The following is an 18,520-nucleotide window of genomic DNA, read 5'->3' on the forward strand; positions in this document are numbered from 1 at the left end:
AACAAGAATAACAACAATCCCGCGACGAATTTCATTTACTTCACTTCCCGTGCTTCAGGATTTTCGGCCGTCGCTGATTTAATCACCCAGCCAGTTTCTTCCACACAGGAATAAACCATCGGAGTTTCTGCAGAAGTTTCCAGAACCTCAGCCAGGAATTCGCATTCTTTCTTTTTCATTTCGCCCAGTTCTTTAACCAGGCTTTGAACGAACTGATCATGCGTATAGTAAGTGTCTTTCTTTTCAGCCAGATCGACCTTCAAAGACGGCAGCATCTTGATAACCAGCTTTGCCACTTCTTTGCGGGCGGCAAGATCTTCAAGGCCGCGTTCTTTGGAATAGATGTCCGTGAACTTTTTCAGCACGCGGGAAAACTGCGTTCCCACCGTGTAAGCATAACCCGTGACATAGTCGCGGAACTTCGTGCGTTCACCGGAAGCATGGAACAGCTCCAGGTTATTACGCACGACTGTTTTATTCGGAAGCTCATAGATACCAAACAGATCACTGACCTCAAGGGAACGAACGCGTTTCTGGCTTGGCAGGGACTGAGCGATGAAATCAGGATTCCCGGTGTACATCCAGCCCCAGAAATCAGCCAGGCCTTCATTCAGACCGCGCATCATCGCCAAACGGTGGAATTTCAAAAGAGTTGCTTCATCCAATTCATCACCGATCAGCACCGGCTTTTCGCGACGACCACGACCGGACAAGTCTTCTTGTACGATACTGGCGTCATCCATAAAGGAATCGCGGCTGTGTACACCGGCATCGTCATCGACGACGTCCTTCAAAACCAGTTTAAAGAACAGAGAATGGAAATGCTCATGCGCCAGAATCCCGCCGTTGATTGCGATTGCCAGACCGTCTTGCGTGTAAGGCACCACCAGCATGGAATCGGTGGCTCCGTCATAAAATGCGTTATTGGCTCCGGAAGAACCTTTCACTCTGACACCCACGCCCACATCACGCGGCCACTGATTCACACCACCAGCGCCCAGCTCTTCATCAAGCAGCGCCAGTTTCTGTGTGTGAGCATAAATGGTGACCAGTTGCTGGGTCATTTCGTTGGCCGGGATAAAATCACCGGATTTATTTTTGATAAAGCGAGCCACGGCAGGACGGCCGTGCAGGGAGTTATTGGTAATGCGCGGGCTGAGGAAAAAACGAACGAATTTACCGGTGACGGTCTGAAGGTCTTCAATTCCAAGCAGCTCTACCGTCTGCAGGGAATAACCCGCCTTGGAATTGCTTTGTGGTGCCAGTACGCGGACATTGCCGGACTGATCAGCACTCTCAGACTGCGGGGCACAAGCGCCCAAGGCGCCTGCGACTAGAATTGCTGCTGTGATCCGGCTAAAAACGCGCTTCACAAAGTCCTCTCTAAGTTCTATAAACGGAGGGGTTCTCTCGCTCACTTGACTTATTGCGTTATAGTTATAGTGGAAAATGGCGAAAACCTCAATGAAAACTTAGGGATAGACAAACTTTGTCAGTCTCACCAGAAGTTCGACAGCCCCTGCAAACGCACATTAAGGAAGCCGCCATGGATGTACTTGATTTTGTTACGAAAAATCTGAACCCCGCGCAGAAGGATGCCGTCGAAACCCTGGAAGGGCCTTTGCTTATCCTTGCCGGCGCCGGATCTGGCAAAACCCGCGTCCTTACCCACCGCATGGCCAATATGATCGGCCAAGGGGTCGCGGCTTCCGATGAAATCCTGTGTGTGACCTTTACCAATAAGGCCGCCAAAGAGATGGAACATCGTATTTACAAGATCCTGGCGGACATGGGTGCCATTGTTCACACCCAGCTTTGGATCAATACCTTCCACAGCTTCTGTGTTCGCGTTCTGCGCCAGCACATCACACTTCTGGATTACAAGCCCTTCTTCGGAATCTATGATTCTTCCGATCAGCTAAGCCAGATCAAGAAAGTCATGACCGCTCTGGATATCAACGACAAGATGTATCCGGCAAAAAACTTCCAAAGCCGTATCAGCAGCGCCAAGATGATGGGCCTTTCCCCGGAAGGTTTGGAAAAGTCCTCGAAACGTCTGATGGATCAAAAGACTGTTGAAGTTTACAAAGCCTATGAGCGCGAAATGAAAAAGGCCAACAGCCTTGATTTCGATGATCTGCTTTTGAAAACCTATGATCTGTTCCGCATGTACCCTGATGTTCTGCAGATGTATCAGAAAAAATTCCGCTACATCATGGTGGACGAGTATCAGGATACCAATCACATTCAGTATCTGCTGGTGCAGATGCTGGCTTCCGCTCACCGCAACCTGTGCGTGGTGGGTGACGAGGATCAGTCCATCTACAGCTGGCGCGGAGCCGACATCAAAAACATCCTGGATTTTGAAAAAGACTTCCGCGACGCGAAGGTGATCAAGCTTGAGGAAAATTACCGATCCAGCGCCAACATCGTAAATGGCGCCACGGCCGTGATCAAAAACAATTCCCAGCGCAAAGACAAAACCCTGTTCACCTCCAATGAACCCGGCGATCTGATTCACGTGCGTGAGGAAAAGAACGAATACGAAGAAGGCCGCTTCGTTGCAAAGACCATCCAGTCGATGATCAACGAAGGCGAAGGCTCGCACAACGACTATGCGATCTTCTATCGCACCAATGCCCAGTCGCGTGTTCTGGAAGAACAGCTGCGCACCATGGGTATTCCGTATCGCTTGGTTGGCGGCGTGCGCTTCTATGAGCGTATGGAGATCAAGGACATGATTTCCTACATGAAGCTGTCCATCAACCCTGCAGATGATATCGCCCTGAAGCGCATCATCAATGTTCCAGCACGCGGTATCGGAAAAACCACGATTGAAAAAATCGAAGAATACGCAGCTCACAAAAACCTGAGCATGTTCGAAGCAGCTGAAAAATCCTGCGACGAGCGTCTGTTCAATGCCGGCACCACCGGCAAGATCCGCCGCTTTGTTGATCTGATGAAAGACCTTCAGCAAAATGCCCAGCATTTGAAACTGCTGGAATTCTTTGCTGTGGTTCTGGATCGCACCGAATATCTGGCAGCTTTGAAAAAAGATGAATCCCCGGAATCCCAGGCGCGCATCGAAAACTTGGAGGAACTGGACAACGCCATTGCCCAGTTCGTGCAAGAGCGTGGTGAAGAATCGACATTGATCAGCTTCCTGGAAGAAATGGCTCTGGTGAACGACGTGGATTCTTTGAATCAGGAACAGAACTCGGTCACCATGATGACTCTGCACATCTCCAAGGGTCTTGAATATCCTTACGTGTTTGTTGTGGGTCTTGAGGAAAATCTTTTCCCAAGTGCTCGCAGTGCGGAAAGTGACAGCGAAGAAGATGTCGAGGAAGAACGCCGTCTGGCTTACGTGGGCATGACCCGCGCTCGCCAGAAACTGTGGTTGACCTACGCGAAAATGAGACGCGTGTGGGGCCAGGAGCAATTCAATCCGCCTTCCCGATTCATCAAGGAAATCCCGCAGAACCTGATCGACTTTAAAACATCGGCCGAAGCGCCGCGCTTTATGGCCCGCTATGGTTCCAGCTCTTATGACTCTGACTTTGGCGGCACGCCGAAATGGGGCGCCACCAGCTCTGACCGCAATCGTGCGCGCACGCAGAGTTACGATGATGCTCAAGACTTCCCGGATTACGACAATGAAGGGAGCGGATCTGCGCCATTCTCTAAAGGTATGCGCGTAAGACACCCGACATTTGGGGTCGGCACTGTGTACGCAACCGAAGGCACCGGCGAAAACTTCAAGGTCAGCGTGATGTTCACGGATAAAACTGTGAAGAAATTCGTGGTGAAGTACGCCCGCTTGGAGCGCGTGTAGTCATATTTTTTTTGTTGCCAAAATGAGGATAACTGACAAACTTCTTCGGGTTACTAACAAGGAGTAATTAATGAAAAAGTTGATCGTTGTCCTTTGTGTTCTGTCCTCTTCTGTTTCCTTCGCAGCTAGAAATGTTGCTTCCAACGGCGGCAACAAAACTGCCAGCATCAATCTGGGTATGACCAGTTCTGCATTGAACATCGGTGGTCGTATGGAATTTGACGATGCCCAAGGCGCGCTGGGTGCTTACGTGTTCATGCAAACTGAAAAGAAAGACGCTGGCATCCCTCAGGTATTGAGCTTTGGTGCACACTCTTTCGTAAGACTTGTTGAAGCTTCCAACGTGACTGCGTTCCTGGCTCCAGGCGTGGGCATCTCCATGATCAAAATGGATGGCGCTGATGACAAGACTGTTGTTGGTCCAAGCTTCCGCTACGGTGCTCAGTACAAACTTGCTAACGGCGCTGGCGCTATCGGCATTGAGCGCTTCGAAGTATGGAACTGGTTCGACGAAGACACGGCGTCTTCTGTGGATTTCACTTCCGCAGTTTATTCTTTCAACTTCTAGTTTTAAGAGCTGACAGCACGTTGATAAAGCCCGGCACCGTCCGGGCTTTTTTTATTCAACTAAACATGCCAGGCTGTCGTCCAAAAGGATGATTCCAGCCACGAAACACATTTGGCCCCCGAATATTTACGCGAATATCATTCGTAGTAAGGCCATTTTCTCACCCAAACGTCAGATCGAAAATTTCAAAAACACCTCTTCTTTCATCTTTTTACTCAACTTTGGTTGATTGCCGCCGATTAAATTTCTGTCATCAAATTTTTTTTACAGAGTTTTATGTGAGGTCGTTGATGAAATCCTGGAGTTTGAAAGCAAAGTTAACGGTGATGGGTCTTTCGGTAGCCCTGCTTTCCGCAACCAGCGGCGCGCTGGGATTTTACTTCCTGAACAAAGTCAGTGGTGAGTACAGCATCGTCGCACAGGAAAACCTGCCCTCCTTAAAAGAACTAGCCGACCTTCGCGCCACCATACGCGAATTGCGCATCCATGTTCGCAGCATCGGCCTTGCGGGCAACACCCAGGAAGATGTGAATCACTATGTTGAAAAAGCCAAAGAGCAAGTCGTCCTTTTTGAAAAGCATATTGATGCCTATGAAAAGATCGACCCTTCTGCCAAAGAACGCAAAAGCTATAAAGAGTTCATCGCAGGGTGGACTGAGTTCAAAAACTTCGGCGGCGAGATTCTGGCTTTAAGTGCGCACTACAAAGAGAACGAAGACAAAGTTGTCGCATTGATTCGCGATGTATGTCCCACAAAAGCACAAAAAGTCTACGAACCCCTGCTGAATGAAACAACCTATCAGGTGCAGTACGCGGATCAGTCCGCGCATGAGGCAGTGAACGCCGAAGAACAAGCGCGCTTCTGGGTGACTGTCTTTGCTGCTATTTCAATTGTCCTGGCGGGACTGGTGTCGTTCTTTGCTTCCTCGTCTGTTGCCAAGACGGTCAAACAAATCTGCGACGCTCTGGCCGACAATTCCCAGGAAGTGCATAAAGCCGCCAGCTATCTTTCCGAAGCCAGCGTGACCGTTCAAAATGGTGCTAGCAAAGCTTCCTCCATGCTGGAAGCCAGCACCGCCTCGATCAGTCAGATTGAAGCCATCGTTAAAATCAGCAGCGACCGCGCCCGTCAGGCCAAGGTGGCTTCTGAAGACTCCCGAACTTCTGCTGAAGACGGCTCGGGCGCGATCAAACAACTGATGAACTCAATGACCAAGATCAGTGACAGTTCCAGAAAAATGCAGGACATCATCAATATCATTGAAGACATTTCCTTCCAGACAAATCTGCTGGCCCTGAATGCCGCCGTGGAAGCCGCCCGCGCCGGAGAAGCCGGTCGTGGGTTTGCCGTGGTGGCTGAAGCAGTTCGTTCCTTGGCACAAAGAAGTTCCGTGTCAGCGAAAGAGATCTCTGAATTGATCTCTCAAAGTGCCAGCTACATTAATGAAGGTGTTGCCAAGGCCGGCCAAAGCCAGGATGTTCTGACTCGCATCCATAAAGACATTGAAAAGGTGTCGTCTTATAATCAGGACATTGCTTCGTCCAGTGAAGAACAGCGCGTGGGCATCCAGCAGGTTTCCGGGGCCCTGGTCAGTCTGGACACGACATCGCAAAGCAACACCAAGGCTTCAGAACAGGTTTCTTCCATTGCAAAAGAACTGAATGAAAAAACCGAGGCCGTGGATTCCCTGATTTCGGATCTGCGTGGATTGATCGAAGGCCGCAAGGCCTCTTAAGAGCAAAAAAAAAGGGGCCCGGGAATGGGCCCCCTCACGGAGTGCTTGCTAACCGATCAGCTTTAACGCCAACTGGTTTGCTTGATTTGCCTGAGCCAGAATCGAAGTTCCTGCCTGCAGTAAAATATTATTTCTGACCATTTCACTGGATGCTGTTGCAACATCAGTATCACGGATACGGCTGTTGGCCGCGGACAGGTTTTCCTGAGTCACACCCAGGTTGTCCACTGTCGAAGTCAGACGATTCTGCAAAGCCCCCAGATAAGCCCGGGTGCCGCTGACATTCGTCTGCGCATCGTCCAGTCGTTTCAGTGCTGTCTGTGCCCCTTCTTTCGAAGAGAAATCCAGCCCCTCCAGACCCAAAGCATCCAGCGTCGCCGCGTGCTCGCCCGCATTAAAACTGATGCGATCCGCGAAATCGTCGTTGCCGATGCCCACCTGGAAATCAAACTTCGGCGCCGAGCCATCCAGCAACTTCGTCGTACCCCACGTCGTGGACTTGGCAATACGCTGCATTTCGCTGGTCAGCTGAGTCACCTCTTTATTAAGCATGCCGCGCTCGGTTTCCCCGACTGTGTCGGAAGCACCCTGGATTGCCAGTTCGCGCAGGCGCACGATGATATTACCGACTTCGTTCAGACCGCCTTCTGCCGTCTGGATCATTGAAATACCATCGTTGGCATTTCTTTGAGCCTGGGCTGCAGAACGAATCTGGGCCTTCAACCCTTCTGATATCGCCAAACCCGCAGCATCATCTGCCGCTTTGTTGATTCGACTGCCCGAAGCGAGTTTGGCCATAGAATCATTTACGATTCTTTGCGAACCCGCCAGATTTCTTTGGGCATTCAGGGCTGCAATATTGGTTGTTACTCTCATTCCCATTTATTTCCTCGCTACTTCGTCATAACCATGGCTTAGCCTCCTTGAATAGTGGACCGCCTACATCCGAGTTTGCGGTTGTGTCTGCTGAACTATTCGGGTGATTCTGATGGTACTTCACAAGACTATGGATTGAATTTTCACCGGACATTAACAACTGGCCAAAACGCAACTGTACTGACGGCTAAGAAAATCCACGAAAACTTGTTTTCTTTAAGCCAAAAATCGATCACGCTGTCTCATAGCGAGAAGGAGCTCTTAATGAAAACATCCCTGATGACCCTGCTGGTTTCGCTGCTGATGATCGGCTGCACCAGCGCCCCGAAAAAGAATGAATCGGCTAAAACCGCCGGGGATTTCGTAAGTACTTTCATTCAAAAACACAACATACCTGGTGCTTCTGTCGCAATCCTTAAAGACGGCGAGATCATTCACACTGCCAATTATGGCTTGGCGGATGTCGAAAACAAAACAGCGCCCACCGACACCACTTTATGGCGCATTGCCAGCGCCAGCAAACCCATCACGGCCATCGCCATGTTCAAAGTACTGGAAGATTCCGGTGTCGATCTGGAAAAAGCTCTGAACAAACCTGTCTTCGGCCCGCGTGGTTATCTGCCAAAGTACCGCCAGATCCGCGATCACCGCGTTTACAAAATCACCCTGCGTGATTTGCTTCAGCATTCCGGCGGTTGGGATCTGAGCGTCAGCGGTGACCCGCAATATGAAGTCTACACCATTGCAAAAAAAATGAAGACCGCGGTTCCGGCAAGTGCTGAGACTGTGATTTCTTATGTTTTGAAATATCAGAAGCTGGATGTGGCTCCGGGGAAAGAATTCCACTATTCCAATCTGGGCTTCAACATTCTGGCTCGTATTATCGAGTCCCTGTCTAAAATGCCTTACGAACAGTATGTGCAGCAGAAAGTCCTGCAACCGCTGGGCATCACCGATATGAAGATTGCCGGGAACACGTTGCAAGACCTTCTGCCAAACGAAGCGCGCTATTATGATGATCCCCGCTCTGCACCCAACAAGTCTGTTTTCGACAATAAAACCATGGGACCGCAGTCCTACAATGGTTATGTCTTCCATACCATGGATGGGCACGGTGGTTGGCTGGCGACACCATCAGATCTGGTGAAGATTGCCAATGCCGTAACCCCTTGGAACAAAGGTGTACAAATTCTAAAACCTGAAACTGTCGCGGTGATGACAGCACCCGTGACCACCATCGGAAATCCGAATGCGTGCTTGGGCTGGGTGTGCATGGAAGGCGGGAAAAACATCGGACACGCCGGGGCTTTGGAAACCGGAACGCTTTCCTATTTCACCCGTCACGGTGATGGTTATGCCTGGGCTGTGACTTTCAACCGTCTGCCAGTGCAGAAGCTGGAAGAAATCGGCCTTCTGGGCAAAGAGCTTTTGGATGGCGTGAACGGAAAACTAAAGTAAGTTCTTGCTGTTTTTCAGGTGAGCCCACTCGGCCTCGTACATCGAGGCATCGGGCTTGCGAATCTTTTCCGGTGCAGGGCTGACGTATTCAGCCTTCACCCCGTCCCAACCGACATAGTGACGAGTACGGCCTTCCTGGCCGACTTCAAAGTTCGGTACCAGATAAGTTTTCCCCCCGCCATTGGGAATATCCAAAGACAGATTCGGCATCGCAAGACCGGACAGGTGACCCCACAGCTCTTTTTGAATTTCCAGTGAATCTTCCACAGATGTGCGCAAGTGATCAGTACCCAATGAAGGGTCGCACTGGAACATGTAGTAAGGCTTCACACGCAGGAACAACAGGCGGCGGTTCAAGGCCTGCACCAATGCCGGATGATTGTTGATGCCGTTTAATAGCACCATCTGATTCATCACCGGCACACCGTTGTCCACCAGTCTTTCCAAAGCCTCCACAGCTTCGGCTGTCAGCTCGTCCGGATGGTTAAAGTGCGACATCAAAAACACCGGTTTGTGCTTTTTCAGAATCTGCACAAGCTCTTCAGTCACGCGCATCGGGCACACCACCGGCATGCGGGAACCGATACGGATGATCTCGACATGCTCGATCGCACGCAAGTCCCCCAGCACCCGGTCCAGTTGCTTGTCACTGACCGTCAGCGGATCGCCGCCGGACAGAATCACTTCACGAATCCCGGTGTGGGACTTGATATAGGCCAGAGCCTGTTCGTATTCTTCGTTGCGGATGAAGGCCTGCTCTTGCCCGGTGAAATGTTTGCGGGTGCAGAAGCGGCAGTAAACACTGCAGATGTCTGTGATCAGGAACAACACACGATCTGAATAGCGGTGGATCAAGCGAGGGGCTGCCTTGTTCTGACGTTCCCCCAAAGGATCGAGCATCTGCTGATCACCTTCTTCGATTTCATAGCGATGAGGCATCAGGATCTGGCGGATGGACTGGCCCGCAGCACCTTGTGCAAGGCTTGCGTAGTACGGCGTTGTGCGCACGTTGAAAAGTTCTTTCCCACCCACGAACGCCGCTTTTTCATCCGCACTTAATTCAAAATGCTGGGCGAAATCGTCTTGTGACTTGAGGGAATGACGAAGCTGCCAGGTCCAATTATTCCAATCGGATTCGGCGACATGTTCAGGCCTTTTGCTTCGCGGGAAATGAAACTTCATGGCAGTCTTATAGCCTAAAAGTGACCGAAAGGGGCGCTTTTTCACGCTTTGCCTTTCGCCCCCTTAAACAGCGCTAAGCTATTGAAATTCGGTATTTTTTGAGGGTTCTCGCATCGAGACACCAGAAGTTCTACAACCTCTAGGGGCCGTGCAATGAATCTCAACATGAGAACTCTTAGCTATTTCCTGTGTTTAGGGCCGATGGCACGAACCTCGGGTTTTGGCCCGGCCTTCGCTTTACATAAGTGTAGATAAAAGGGACTGGATGTTCCCTTCATATAGGAGGACTTATGAAATTCACTTACCCGCAAAAGAAATGGGTTCTGACATCAGCTCTGCTGGCTGTCTTGGGATTCAATGTATCGTTCAACACTCATAATGACGGAATTGCTTCCGCAGACTTCGCTTCCACAAGCGGCGATCTGACTGAAAGCAAGGTTTACACCGCTGAAGGTGTGATGCCCGTTAAATACATTGATAACGGTGATGAAGAAGTCCTGGCTTTGGTTCCAAAAAGAACAACTGAAGGCAAAGTCTGCGAAGGCAAGTGTGGTTACGACACCATCGTCCTGAGCGCAAAAAACAAATCTGATATCGATGCCCTGAATGTGGAGCTGATGAAAAAATTGGCTGAACAGCCAGCTGCACCTAAAAAGAAAGTGGCTAAAAAAGAAGAAGTGGCGGAAGCGGATGCTGAGGCTACGGGTGAAGAAGTTGTTGAAAAGAAGGCTGTAGACCACTTCGAGAAGCTGCGTAAAGAGTGCAAGCGCCATAAAGAGATTGCAGACGCTCTTTCCTGCCTAGCTCCAGGATTCACAGACATATTGAATGACGAAAAGAAAGATGTAACTTCGTCCGAAGCATCCAAGTTCTTCTCCGAAGCAATTCAGCCGCTTTTGGTTGAACAGCTTACCACTATCAGATCCTCACTTAACCTGCAGGACCGAGTAAAAGCAGGTCTGATTTCCTATGACGACAACATCTCATTCCAATGGGCCAAAGAAGATGCAGACACTCTGAAAGAGAAGACTCTACTTCTAACAAGAAATTTACTTGCTGAAATACCAAGAAAGCATGAAATGGTTCGCTCAAAGCTATTGTCTGCGCAGTCAAACCTGTTGAAATACGAAGCCGAGCAAGCAGCAGCACTAACTGCACTGTCTCTGAAAACTACAAATCAACAAGAATTCGCATATTTGACCACCGAAGCTGAAATTCGCAAAGGCGAAACTAGCGCATTGGCTTCTATCCTTGAGAGAAACAGTCTTGTTGGTATTCAATCAGCGAGTTCAATTGGCAACATCACCGAAATGCAGAAAGCATCTTATAGAACTTTCTTAACTGAATCCTACCTCGCTCTTTTGAACGCCTTCGCCGGAAAAACGACTGGTACCGTTAAAGACCCAGGTATCGACCTGTCCGGTAGACTTCAAAACCCGGGTCGCGGCACCATCGGCACTATTCAGAGCCAGGTTCCAACTACTTCCATCGGAACTTTGCCAACCACGCCAGGGACAATTCCATCAGGAGTTTCCTCCAGAACAGGTGGTACGGCGCTGAGCACTCAGACGCAAACGCAACTGAATGTTCACCCAAACAGCAGCGGTGTGACTTTCGGAACCCCACGCGATGCGACGGCCGAAGCTTTGCAGCAAAGAGCACTGATCCGCGGTCGTCAATAAAAGCTAACTGATTCAATCCTCCCAAGGGTCCACGAAGGACCCTTGTCCTATTGAGAAAGGAGAACAAAACATGAAAAAAGTCATTCTTGCGCAAACAATCATAATGACTGTTTTGATGGGTTGTTCTTTCTCGAAAGATCAAAACAAACCAGCCGCGCCGTCTGAAACGCCGTTGGCCCAGTCAGCCAAAACCCCTGAGAACGCCTTCCAAAAACTTATTCTTGAAGCTGAACTTCATGACCTGAAGGACGCCATTCAAACCAAGTCCCAAGCCGATCTAAATCAGAATTTTCCAGATGGCAGCACGCCATTGGAAAATGCAGCCTTGCGTGGTGACGTTGAAGTCATCCGGCACCTGGCTCAGTTGGGCGCCTCACCATTCGTGGCCAATACCACAACCAAGAAGTCTTTGTATCAGGAAGTCGGCACTCTAAAATTAGAACAAAAGAAACCAAGCTCCTTAGAGCTGTTTAAGTACCACGCTCTCAGGGCGGGCATATCACGGTCCAAATCGCAAATTCGAAGTCTTCTTAAGAGCAGGTCCTTTGAAGAGCTGCTGACTTTTGTCATCACCAATCAGACTCCGGCCTCCGAGGTGATACCCGCAATCACGCGTGGATATCGCGACCATGAAATTCCTTTGGCCATAATAGAAAAGCTTATTAAAGCTCCCTCCATGCAAAATGACGAGCTATTTGAAAGGCTGGTCAAAGATGCTTCTTATATTCTGCTTGACGAGCTTGATACCCAGCTAAATAAGGCTCTTCCGCACTTCGCTTTGGCAGAGTTTATATCTGGCAAAATGCCGAATAAATTCCATGGATATTGGCACTATAGCGATAAAGAAGACCGCACCTACTTTGTAAATCCATCGCTTTTGCTCTGGTGGCGAAATATCAAGTATCCAGCCAGACACGAGAACTTCAGCACTTATCTGCAAAAAATCACACGTTTTCCGGAGGCACTGGCCACAATCTATTGCCCGGGAAAGTGTAAAACTATCGACGAAGCAAAATTCTCGATTACTATCGATGAACTCCGCAACGACGAAAACTTTTGGGGCAACACCATCCTCAATGATTCATTGGCAGAGGCCAGCGGAGACTTCTGGAACCCGGAGGAAGAGGAATGAAAAGTCTGCTTATTTCAAGCCTCCTCGTCTTCTTCGTTGTGGGTTGCGCATTTCAGAAAGACCAGGCTGAAGAAAAATACGTCACTACAAGGTCGGTAGAATCTCCGGCTCAATCAATCTTTCAGGCCGTGAAGTACGCTTCCTTCGAAGAAGTTCAATCACTTATCGAATCCCGGCCCATGCCGGATTTGGCAACAATTGAAGAAAACGGACAAACCCTTTTAGAGGTTGCTCTCCAGCGGGGAAACCATCCTATCGTCAGTCTTCTGATTGCGAAGGGAGCTTCTGCCTTTATCAAAGGTTCCAGTTTTCACAAAAAACCATACCTGCTCGTTCGGGAATATAGCCAAGAATCCGGAAATGCCATTGGAATGTGGGCGATGCTCCAATATCAAAACTTGTCGACCTATGGCACTTTGGAAAAGGCGTGGGCTCACTTTCAAAAGATCAATCTGGGCTGCTCAGATCTATTAAACGTTCACTCGTTCATGAGTGTCTTTTCAAACACTTTCAGCAATACCGTCCTGGGGTTGGCAGAAACCTATTGCCAGGATAATTTGGACAATCAGAATTTCAAAATTTGGCTGTTAGGAGAAATCATCTCTCAGTCCCGCCATCCCAGTGGAAATCTAAATTATCTTAAGTATCTCTTAAGCCGTAAGAAAGTCGAAAACATGGAAATAGAACTTCCCGTTGCCGGCGGCAAACTGGTTGGAACTCCGTTTGCCTTTATTAAGTTGGCTTTGCTGTCTAAAGACCTTGCTCCGCAACATGCCCAGCTAACAGCGGCTGCCGAAATTCTTCCGCAGACTAGGAGCTATATTACGTTTAAGGCAAGCGAGGACATTCCCCTTATTTCCAGAACCTTTTTTGATTTGGATCACATGACCGAACAGGAAGCTGAAGATCTAAAGAACAAATATGTCATGGCAACAGGAATGATGGGCGTAAAGAATATGCCCCTGTGTCTTATGGGCTGCCACTACACTTCACCTATAATGGAAGATTCCCTCTAGCGCATCATCACGCGCAGACGAACCGGTTCACCCGGACGAAGAGTCGTCAGATAGGTACGGAAGTATCTGATTTTAGCTTTTTGAAAAACGTCGGATCGCTGCATGCCGAAGCGGTAGTCGCCTTCAAGTCTCCAGACCGGTTTGGACCAGCCCTGTTCGGTGATAATTTCGGCTCTTTGAATGCGGGCCCCATTGGGGTTCATGACCTGAACCATGACTTCCTGATATTCGGCTTTGCTATTACGCAAAATAATCTGCTGGAAGGTCGGCTGATTAGCAAAGATAGTTTCGTAGGCCACTTCGGTCCAGGCTTGGGCGGCAGGAGCTGCCAACAACAAAACAGTCGCGATGGATCCAAAGAACGCTTTCATAGAACCTCCGATTTCGGTTGCAGACCTGATATTACAAATCCCCGGAGCGTTGTCTATGATGTTTTAAGGCAAAAAAAATCCCGGGGGACTTTCGCCCCCCGGGCCCTGCTCACCACCAAACAAGATGTTTCAAGTAGTCATCAAGCTGTCGTACAAGTTGCAATCGTGCTGTAATCAAAAGCTGATGGCGGCTTTAGATGCAAATCCAAATGTAAACCCGTTATCCAGGTTTCCGTCTGCTCCAGACCCGTTTTTCCAAGCTTCGCCTGGGAACAGAAGACCGACCTGATTCACCCACTGAATTTTATCACTGTGTTTGTAAACCACGTCGATATCCCATTCTAGGCCCAGATCTTTTGTAGAATCAACAGAAGAATTCTGGGTCTGCATCAATTGTGCATAAACCAGAGTGTTGCGAAGGTCGACTCTTTCGGACCAAGCATAGTTCACGGATGGAGCAAGGTAAATTGCGTTGCTCACGTATTCATCATCCGCAGAATTTCCAACAGTCAGGTTCGGATTGGAACGATAAGCGTTGGTATTCAGGAAGTCTTTCATGCCCAAACGATGATTGAACAACAACATCGCCACATCATAGTTCTGATTGAAGGCATAACCACCGAAACCGGAAGAACCACCGTCTTCACCCGTCGCCATACCGGCACGAACTCTGTAATCCCATTTGGATTCTTTAGCTGGAACTTCGAATTCCAAAGCCACACCGAAACCATTCAAGGACACAGAATCACCACCTGCGGTCAAAACACCTGTTTCACCGCTCTGGAAACCGGCTTCCAATTTGAAACCAAAGGAATCAAAACCGCGTCCAAACACCACGTTGGTGCGCTGAACGTTCATGCTTTCACCAACAGTCGCGCCTGCTCCACCGATAGCTTCAACCTGATCCGGAGTTTGGTAACCCAAAGCCTCTTTCACACCTTTGGAAGTTTCCTGATAAACGCCCAAAGTGGTTTTGTTTTCTGCATTTTCATACTGAAGGTGCAAACCCATTGTGGAGATAGAACCACCCTGACCGTAGCCAGTGGACTGTTTGCGGCCCAAGGACGGCATGAAGAACCAGTCACCCACCACGATTTTGTAACCCACGATATCGCGAGTGTCATACCAGTGGTCGAACAGACCTTTGCCGGCATTGTAAGTCATACCCAAACCGAACTCAAACGGAGCACGACCCACAACCAAAGCGCCGTATTCCTGGTTCACAGTCAGATAAAGCTGGCTGACACGAACATTGGTGGAACCTTGGTTCGTGGAAGAAGCCGCAGCCGTGTTGGAGTTCAAACCCCAGATTTCACCCAGCTGAGAATTTGGATAATCCGCGCTGTTCAGGATATCAAAACGGGAAACAACGTTCACACCGTCTGCCGCGATCACAGTCGGGCTCAGATAAAGATAGTTGGTGCCGTAAGCTTTTCTTTCCGTCGGAGAACCCAAAGACGGACGATCAATCTCAGTCCATTCAAAACGGTAACCACCGCTCCAATCCAAAGACAGGGCGTGAGCCGCCGGAGTCGCCAATGCGACAGAAAGACCCAATGCTTTCAAAAAGTTCTTTTTCAACATCTTTATTCCTTTACTTGGAAACCACGCCCATCACATCCGCTTCACGCAGAATAATGAGGTCTTCATTTTGAATTTTGATTTTAGAACCGGCATATTCAGAGAACACAACTTTGTCCCCGACTTGCACATCCATCGGACGCACATGGCCTTTTTTATTCATGTGCCCGCGTCCAACAGCCACAACGAAACCTTGCATGTTCCCGGAAGTGTCAGCCACAGAGTCAGGAATATACAAACCACCCGCGGTCATTTTTTCGGCACCAGAAACCTGAACCATCAGACGGTCGTCCAATGGAGTGACAAAGCCACTCAAATCCAGTTTTTTAACAGGGGCAGATTCACGCACCAAGTGAGCGGTCGGCATAGCAACCTTTGGAGCTGCTGCTTTAGCTGGTTTCGCTGCCGCCTTTTTTGCCGCAGGTTTGCCAGCTTTCACAGCCTTTTTAGCGACCGGCTTTTTGGCAACGGCCTTTTTCACAGCCGGCTTCTTCACAGCAGCTTTTTTTGCTGGTGCTTTAGCAGCCGTTTTCTTGGCAGGAGCTTTCTTTTTTGCGGGAGCTGGTTTTTTAGCGGCTTTTGCAGGAGATTTTTTTACACCGCTTTTTTTGACGGCCTTTTTAACGACCTTTTTTACACTGGCTTTTTTAGCAGAAGATTTCTTCTTAGCCACAAACAATCCTTTCACAAAGGCAACTTATGAAAAACATTTTCAAAGGTTGTTCACCGAGTGAGTTTCGTACTACTCTGTCATCTATGATTCGACCACGATTAAAGACTATTTTATTGGCTTTTACAATCCTTCTGACGCTTGTAATCATCTGCGGGCTTGGCATTGGCGCTTATTCGTACTTTGCGCTCGAGAAAGAACTGACTGCCAAACTGGAATCGAAAAAGTTCATCGTTCCGACTGAATTTTACGCAGCTCCACCGACTTTCCAGACACACAGTCTGATCCAGATCTCTGACATCGAGAAACAGCTTCTGCGTCAGAACTATCGCCGTCGCGAGTTCGATCAACGACTGCTGTCCGGAGATTACTTTATTGCCACACGCGAGCAGTGCGCCGCCCGTCTGCAGGTGGGTTTGGATGAAAATCAGGACGCTTGCATCGGCTGGGTCACGCAAGACACCCGCACTCAGGACGTGGACAGCTCCATTCAGATTCTGGTGGTGCAAAAAGACCGTTTGATTTCCCGCATCTTCAAGGGCGCCCCCTTTGAAGAAGTGCAAGAGGCCGTCAGCGAGGCTCCCCTTCTTGCTCAATATATCGGCAACGAACCGCTGATGCAAAAAACTGTCACTCTGGGTGAAGTACCACCGATGTGTTCCAATGCAGTGATGTCCATCGAAGACGCCCAGTTCCTGGAACATGGCGGAGTCAGCTTCAAAGGCATCTTCCGCGCCCTGGTAAAAAACGTCACTTCCGGTCGCCGGGCCCAAGGGGGCAGCACCATCACTCAGCAACTGGTGAAGAACTATTTCCTGACCAGCGAAAGAACCCTGAAAAGAAAGTATCAGGAATTCATCATGTCCGTGCTGCTGGAGTCCCGCTTCAGCAAAGACCAGATTCTGGAAACTTATCTGAACGTGATCTATCTGGGCCAAAACGGCGCCTTCCAAGTGCGGGGTTACGGTGCGGCCGCTCGCTACTATTTTGGCAAAGAACTGACCGATCTGAATATCAGCGAATGCGCGCTGATGGCGGCGATCGTGAACAGCCCGGGTCTTTACAATCCATTCAAAAAGCCTGAAAACGCCGAGCGCCGCCGCAATCTGGTGCTCACGAAAATGAAGGGCCTGGATTACATCTCTCAGGCACAGTTTGACGAAGCCGATCGCCAGCCACTTCCGGGCGCCCCGCGAACGATTGCTTCCGAAACAGCACCGTACTATCTGGATGCAGTTCGCAAGCAACTGACGACTCAGGGACTAAGCCCCGATGGATTGAAAATCTATACCGGTCTTGATCTGGAAGCACAGGAAACCGCGCAGAATTCTTTGCGTGGCCATCTGGAAAACCTGGAGAAAAACAACAAACACATCTCGGGCCTGAAAGCCAAAGGTCATTCCCTGGAAGGCACCGTTCTGGTCGGCAACAATCAGACAGGCTTGGTCAGCGTGGTTGTCGGCGGCCGAAACTTCCGCATGACCCAGTTTAATCGCGCCATCGATGGTCACCGCCAGATCGGCTCGATCATGAAGCCCTTCGTTTACCTGACGGCCCTGCTGAACAAAACCGAAACCGGCGAGCCTTATACCCCGGTGACTTTGCTGAACGATGAAAAGTTCACTTACAAGTATGAAGGTCAGGCCTGGTCCCCGGAAAACTATGGCAAGAAATTTTTCGGCACAGTTCCGATGTTCTATGCATTGAAAAATTCCCTGAACGCTGCCACTGCCAGCCTGGGACTGGCGGTAGGCTTGGGGAACGTCATTGATGTGACCCATGAAATGGGTGTGACTTCGCAGCTTAAATCTTTCCCGGCGATGACTTTGGGTGCGTTTGAAATGTATCCGAAAGAGGTTTTGCAAAGCTATATGACCCTGGCAGCTATGGGGCAAAAGCCAGCACTGTCCTTTATCAGACGCGCTTTAAATTCGGACAACGTGGAAGTCTTCGTGCACGATCCCCGTCCGACAGCGACCGTCGATCCTGCCGCAGTGGCGAGTCTGGTCAGCATGATGAAACAAACCATTTTGTCAGGCACGGCTCGTTCGATCACTCTGAATGGATTCTTCAATCCGGCAGCGGGCAAAACCGGCACCACCAGTGACAACAAGGATGCGTGGTTTGCGGGCTTTACTCCTTATCTGACCACCGTAGTGTGGGTCGGTTATGACAACAATCTTCCGCACAAGCTGACTGGTTCTAACGGAGCGGTCCCGGTGTGGACTCAGTTCATGAAAAAGATCGGCACCCGGTTCCCGGCAGATGACTTCCCATGGCCGGAAAACACGGAAAAAGTGATGCTGGATCAAAAGACTCTTGAGGCTTTAAATGCCTACAAGGAAGGTGACCCAACTCAAGTGGAACTCGTGTTTGACAAGGCGAAATCCCCCGACCTTTGATCTGAAAACCG

At 49.5% G+C, this 18,520-nt stretch carries 15 protein-coding genes; 9 read left to right on the plus strand and 6 right to left on the minus strand.

The window, feature by feature from the left end; translation table 11 throughout:
* Nucleotides 1-35: 35 nt before the first annotated feature.
* Nucleotides 36-1,373: a hypothetical protein gene (locus tag BDT_RS16350; protein ID WP_235046168.1), complete on the minus strand. Its 1,338-nt coding sequence runs from the start codon at nt 1,371-1,373 to the stop codon at nt 36-38.
* Between the two features lie 173 nt (nt 1,374-1,546).
* On the opposite strand from BDT_RS16350, the gene BDT_RS16355 reads away from it, so the two are divergent.
* The 3 genes from BDT_RS16355 (at nt 1,547) to BDT_RS16365 (ending at nt 6,139) form a co-directional block, all read left to right on the plus strand.
* Nucleotides 1,547-3,835 carry an ATP-dependent helicase gene (locus tag BDT_RS16355; RefSeq protein WP_015092346.1) on the plus strand — a complete coding sequence of 763 codons (2,289 nt, stop codon included), beginning with the start codon at nt 1,547-1,549 and terminating at the stop codon, nt 3,833-3,835.
* Nucleotides 3,836-3,905: 70 nt separating this feature from the next.
* A complete protein-coding gene (locus BDT_RS16360; RefSeq protein ID WP_015092347.1) occupies nt 3,906-4,403 on the plus strand; it encodes a hypothetical protein in 498 nt (165 codons plus the stop codon).
* Between the two features lie 290 nt (nt 4,404-4,693).
* Entirely contained in the window at nt 4,694-6,139 is a 1,446-nt protein-coding gene (locus BDT_RS16365) for a HAMP domain-containing methyl-accepting chemotaxis protein (protein ID WP_015092348.1), read from the plus strand.
* Between the two features lie 48 nt (nt 6,140-6,187).
* Here BDT_RS16365 and BDT_RS16370 read toward each other — a convergent pair whose 3' ends face one another.
* Nucleotides 6,188-7,021 carry a flagellin N-terminal helical domain-containing protein gene (locus BDT_RS16370; RefSeq protein ID WP_015092349.1) on the minus strand — a complete coding sequence of 278 codons (834 nt, stop codon included), beginning with the start codon at nt 7,019-7,021 and terminating at the stop codon, nt 6,188-6,190.
* Between the two features lie 258 nt (nt 7,022-7,279).
* Here BDT_RS16370 and BDT_RS16375 point away from each other — a divergent pair, with 258 nt between their 5' ends.
* The gene (locus BDT_RS16375; protein ID WP_015092350.1) at nt 7,280-8,473 is read left to right on the plus strand and encodes a serine hydrolase domain-containing protein; all 1,194 of its coding nucleotides are present in this window, start codon (nt 7,280-7,282) and stop codon (nt 8,471-8,473) included.
* Here the strand turns inward: BDT_RS16375 and BDT_RS16380 are convergent.
* Nucleotides 8,465-9,655 carry a KamA family radical SAM protein gene (locus tag BDT_RS16380; protein ID WP_015092351.1) on the minus strand — a complete coding sequence of 397 codons (1,191 nt, stop codon included), beginning with the start codon at nt 9,653-9,655 and terminating at the stop codon, nt 8,465-8,467. The genes BDT_RS16375 and BDT_RS16380 overlap by 9 nt on opposite strands.
* 290 nt (nt 9,656-9,945) lie before the next feature.
* On the opposite strand from BDT_RS16380, the gene BDT_RS16385 reads away from it, so the two are divergent.
* The 3 genes from BDT_RS16385 (at nt 9,946) to BDT_RS16395 (ending at nt 13,485) form a co-directional block, all read left to right on the plus strand.
* Nucleotides 9,946-11,337 carry a hypothetical protein gene (locus tag BDT_RS16385; protein WP_015092352.1) on the plus strand — a complete coding sequence of 464 codons (1,392 nt, stop codon included), beginning with the start codon at nt 9,946-9,948 and terminating at the stop codon, nt 11,335-11,337.
* A 70-nt stretch (nt 11,338-11,407) separates the two neighbouring features.
* The gene (locus BDT_RS16390) at nt 11,408-12,469 is read left to right on the plus strand and encodes an ankyrin repeat domain-containing protein (RefSeq protein ID WP_015092353.1); all 1,062 of its coding nucleotides are present in this window, start codon (nt 11,408-11,410) and stop codon (nt 12,467-12,469) included.
* Complete coding sequence (locus BDT_RS16395) at nt 12,466-13,485, plus strand: ankyrin repeat domain-containing protein (protein WP_015092354.1); 1,020 nt, start codon at nt 12,466-12,468, stop codon at nt 13,483-13,485. Before BDT_RS16390 ends, BDT_RS16395 begins: the two co-directional genes overlap by 4 nt.
* On the opposite strand, the gene BDT_RS16400 is transcribed toward BDT_RS16395, so the two are convergent.
* The 3 genes from BDT_RS16400 to BDT_RS18995 all read right to left on the minus strand — a co-directional run bounded on the left by BDT_RS16400 (nt 13,482) and on the right by BDT_RS18995 (nt 15,918).
* A complete protein-coding gene (locus tag BDT_RS16400) occupies nt 13,482-13,856 on the minus strand; it encodes a hypothetical protein (protein ID WP_015092355.1) in 375 nt (124 codons plus the stop codon). The two genes, BDT_RS16395 and BDT_RS16400, sit on opposite strands and share 4 nt — an antisense overlap.
* A gap of 174 nt (nt 13,857-14,030) precedes the next feature.
* Entirely contained in the window at nt 14,031-15,440 is a 1,410-nt protein-coding gene (locus tag BDT_RS16405; RefSeq protein WP_015092356.1) for a hypothetical protein, read from the minus strand.
* 10 nt (nt 15,441-15,450) lie between these two features.
* On the minus strand, nt 15,451-15,918 hold the full coding sequence (locus BDT_RS18995; protein WP_235046170.1) for a co-chaperone GroES: 468 nt from the start codon (nt 15,916-15,918) through the stop codon (nt 15,451-15,453).
* On the opposite strand from BDT_RS18995, the gene BDT_RS19435 reads away from it, so the two are divergent.
* Together BDT_RS19435 and BDT_RS16420 are read left to right on the plus strand one after the other, a co-directional pair.
* On the plus strand, nt 15,899-16,171 hold the full coding sequence (locus tag BDT_RS19435) for a hypothetical protein (RefSeq protein WP_235046171.1): 273 nt from the start codon (nt 15,899-15,901) through the stop codon (nt 16,169-16,171). The two genes, BDT_RS18995 and BDT_RS19435, sit on opposite strands and share 20 nt — an antisense overlap.
* Nucleotides 16,172-16,223: 52 nt before the next feature.
* Nucleotides 16,224-18,509, plus strand: a complete 2,286-nt coding sequence (locus BDT_RS16420) for a transglycosylase domain-containing protein (protein WP_015092358.1) — start codon at nt 16,224-16,226, stop codon at nt 18,507-18,509.
* Nucleotides 18,510-18,520 lie beyond the last annotated feature (11 nt).

The organism is Bdellovibrio bacteriovorus str. Tiberius, from assembly GCF_000317895.1.
GTDB classification, from domain to species: domain Bacteria; phylum Bdellovibrionota; class Bdellovibrionia; order Bdellovibrionales; family Bdellovibrionaceae; genus Bdellovibrio; species Bdellovibrio bacteriovorus_F.

What these genes read in the sequence shown, in the direction of transcription:
- BDT_RS16355 (WP_015092346.1), top strand. Translation starts at nt 1,547, where the DNA reads ATGGATGTACTTGATTTTGTTACGAAAAATCTGAACCCCGCGCAGAAG.
- BDT_RS16360 (WP_015092347.1), top strand. Translation starts at nt 3,906, where the DNA reads ATGAAAAAGTTGATCGTTGTCCTTTGTGTTCTGTCCTCTTCTGTTTCC.
- BDT_RS16365 (WP_015092348.1), top strand. Translation starts at nt 4,694, where the DNA reads ATGAAATCCTGGAGTTTGAAAGCAAAGTTAACGGTGATGGGTCTTTCG.
- BDT_RS16370 (WP_015092349.1), bottom strand. Translation starts at nt 7,021, where the DNA reads ATGGGAATGAGAGTAACAACCAATATTGCAGCCCTGAATGCCCAAAGA.
- BDT_RS16375 (WP_015092350.1), top strand. Translation starts at nt 7,280, where the DNA reads ATGAAAACATCCCTGATGACCCTGCTGGTTTCGCTGCTGATGATCGGC.
- BDT_RS16380 (WP_015092351.1), bottom strand. Translation starts at nt 9,655, where the DNA reads ATGAAGTTTCATTTCCCGCGAAGCAAAAGGCCTGAACATGTCGCCGAA.
- BDT_RS16385 (WP_015092352.1), top strand. Translation starts at nt 9,946, where the DNA reads ATGAAATTCACTTACCCGCAAAAGAAATGGGTTCTGACATCAGCTCTG.
- BDT_RS16390 (WP_015092353.1), top strand. Translation starts at nt 11,408, where the DNA reads ATGAAAAAAGTCATTCTTGCGCAAACAATCATAATGACTGTTTTGATG.
- BDT_RS16395 (WP_015092354.1), top strand. Translation starts at nt 12,466, where the DNA reads ATGAAAAGTCTGCTTATTTCAAGCCTCCTCGTCTTCTTCGTTGTGGGT.
- BDT_RS16400 (WP_015092355.1), bottom strand. Translation starts at nt 13,856, where the DNA reads ATGAAAGCGTTCTTTGGATCCATCGCGACTGTTTTGTTGTTGGCAGCT.
- BDT_RS16405 (WP_015092356.1), bottom strand. Translation starts at nt 15,440, where the DNA reads ATGTTGAAAAAGAACTTTTTGAAAGCATTGGGTCTTTCTGTCGCATTG.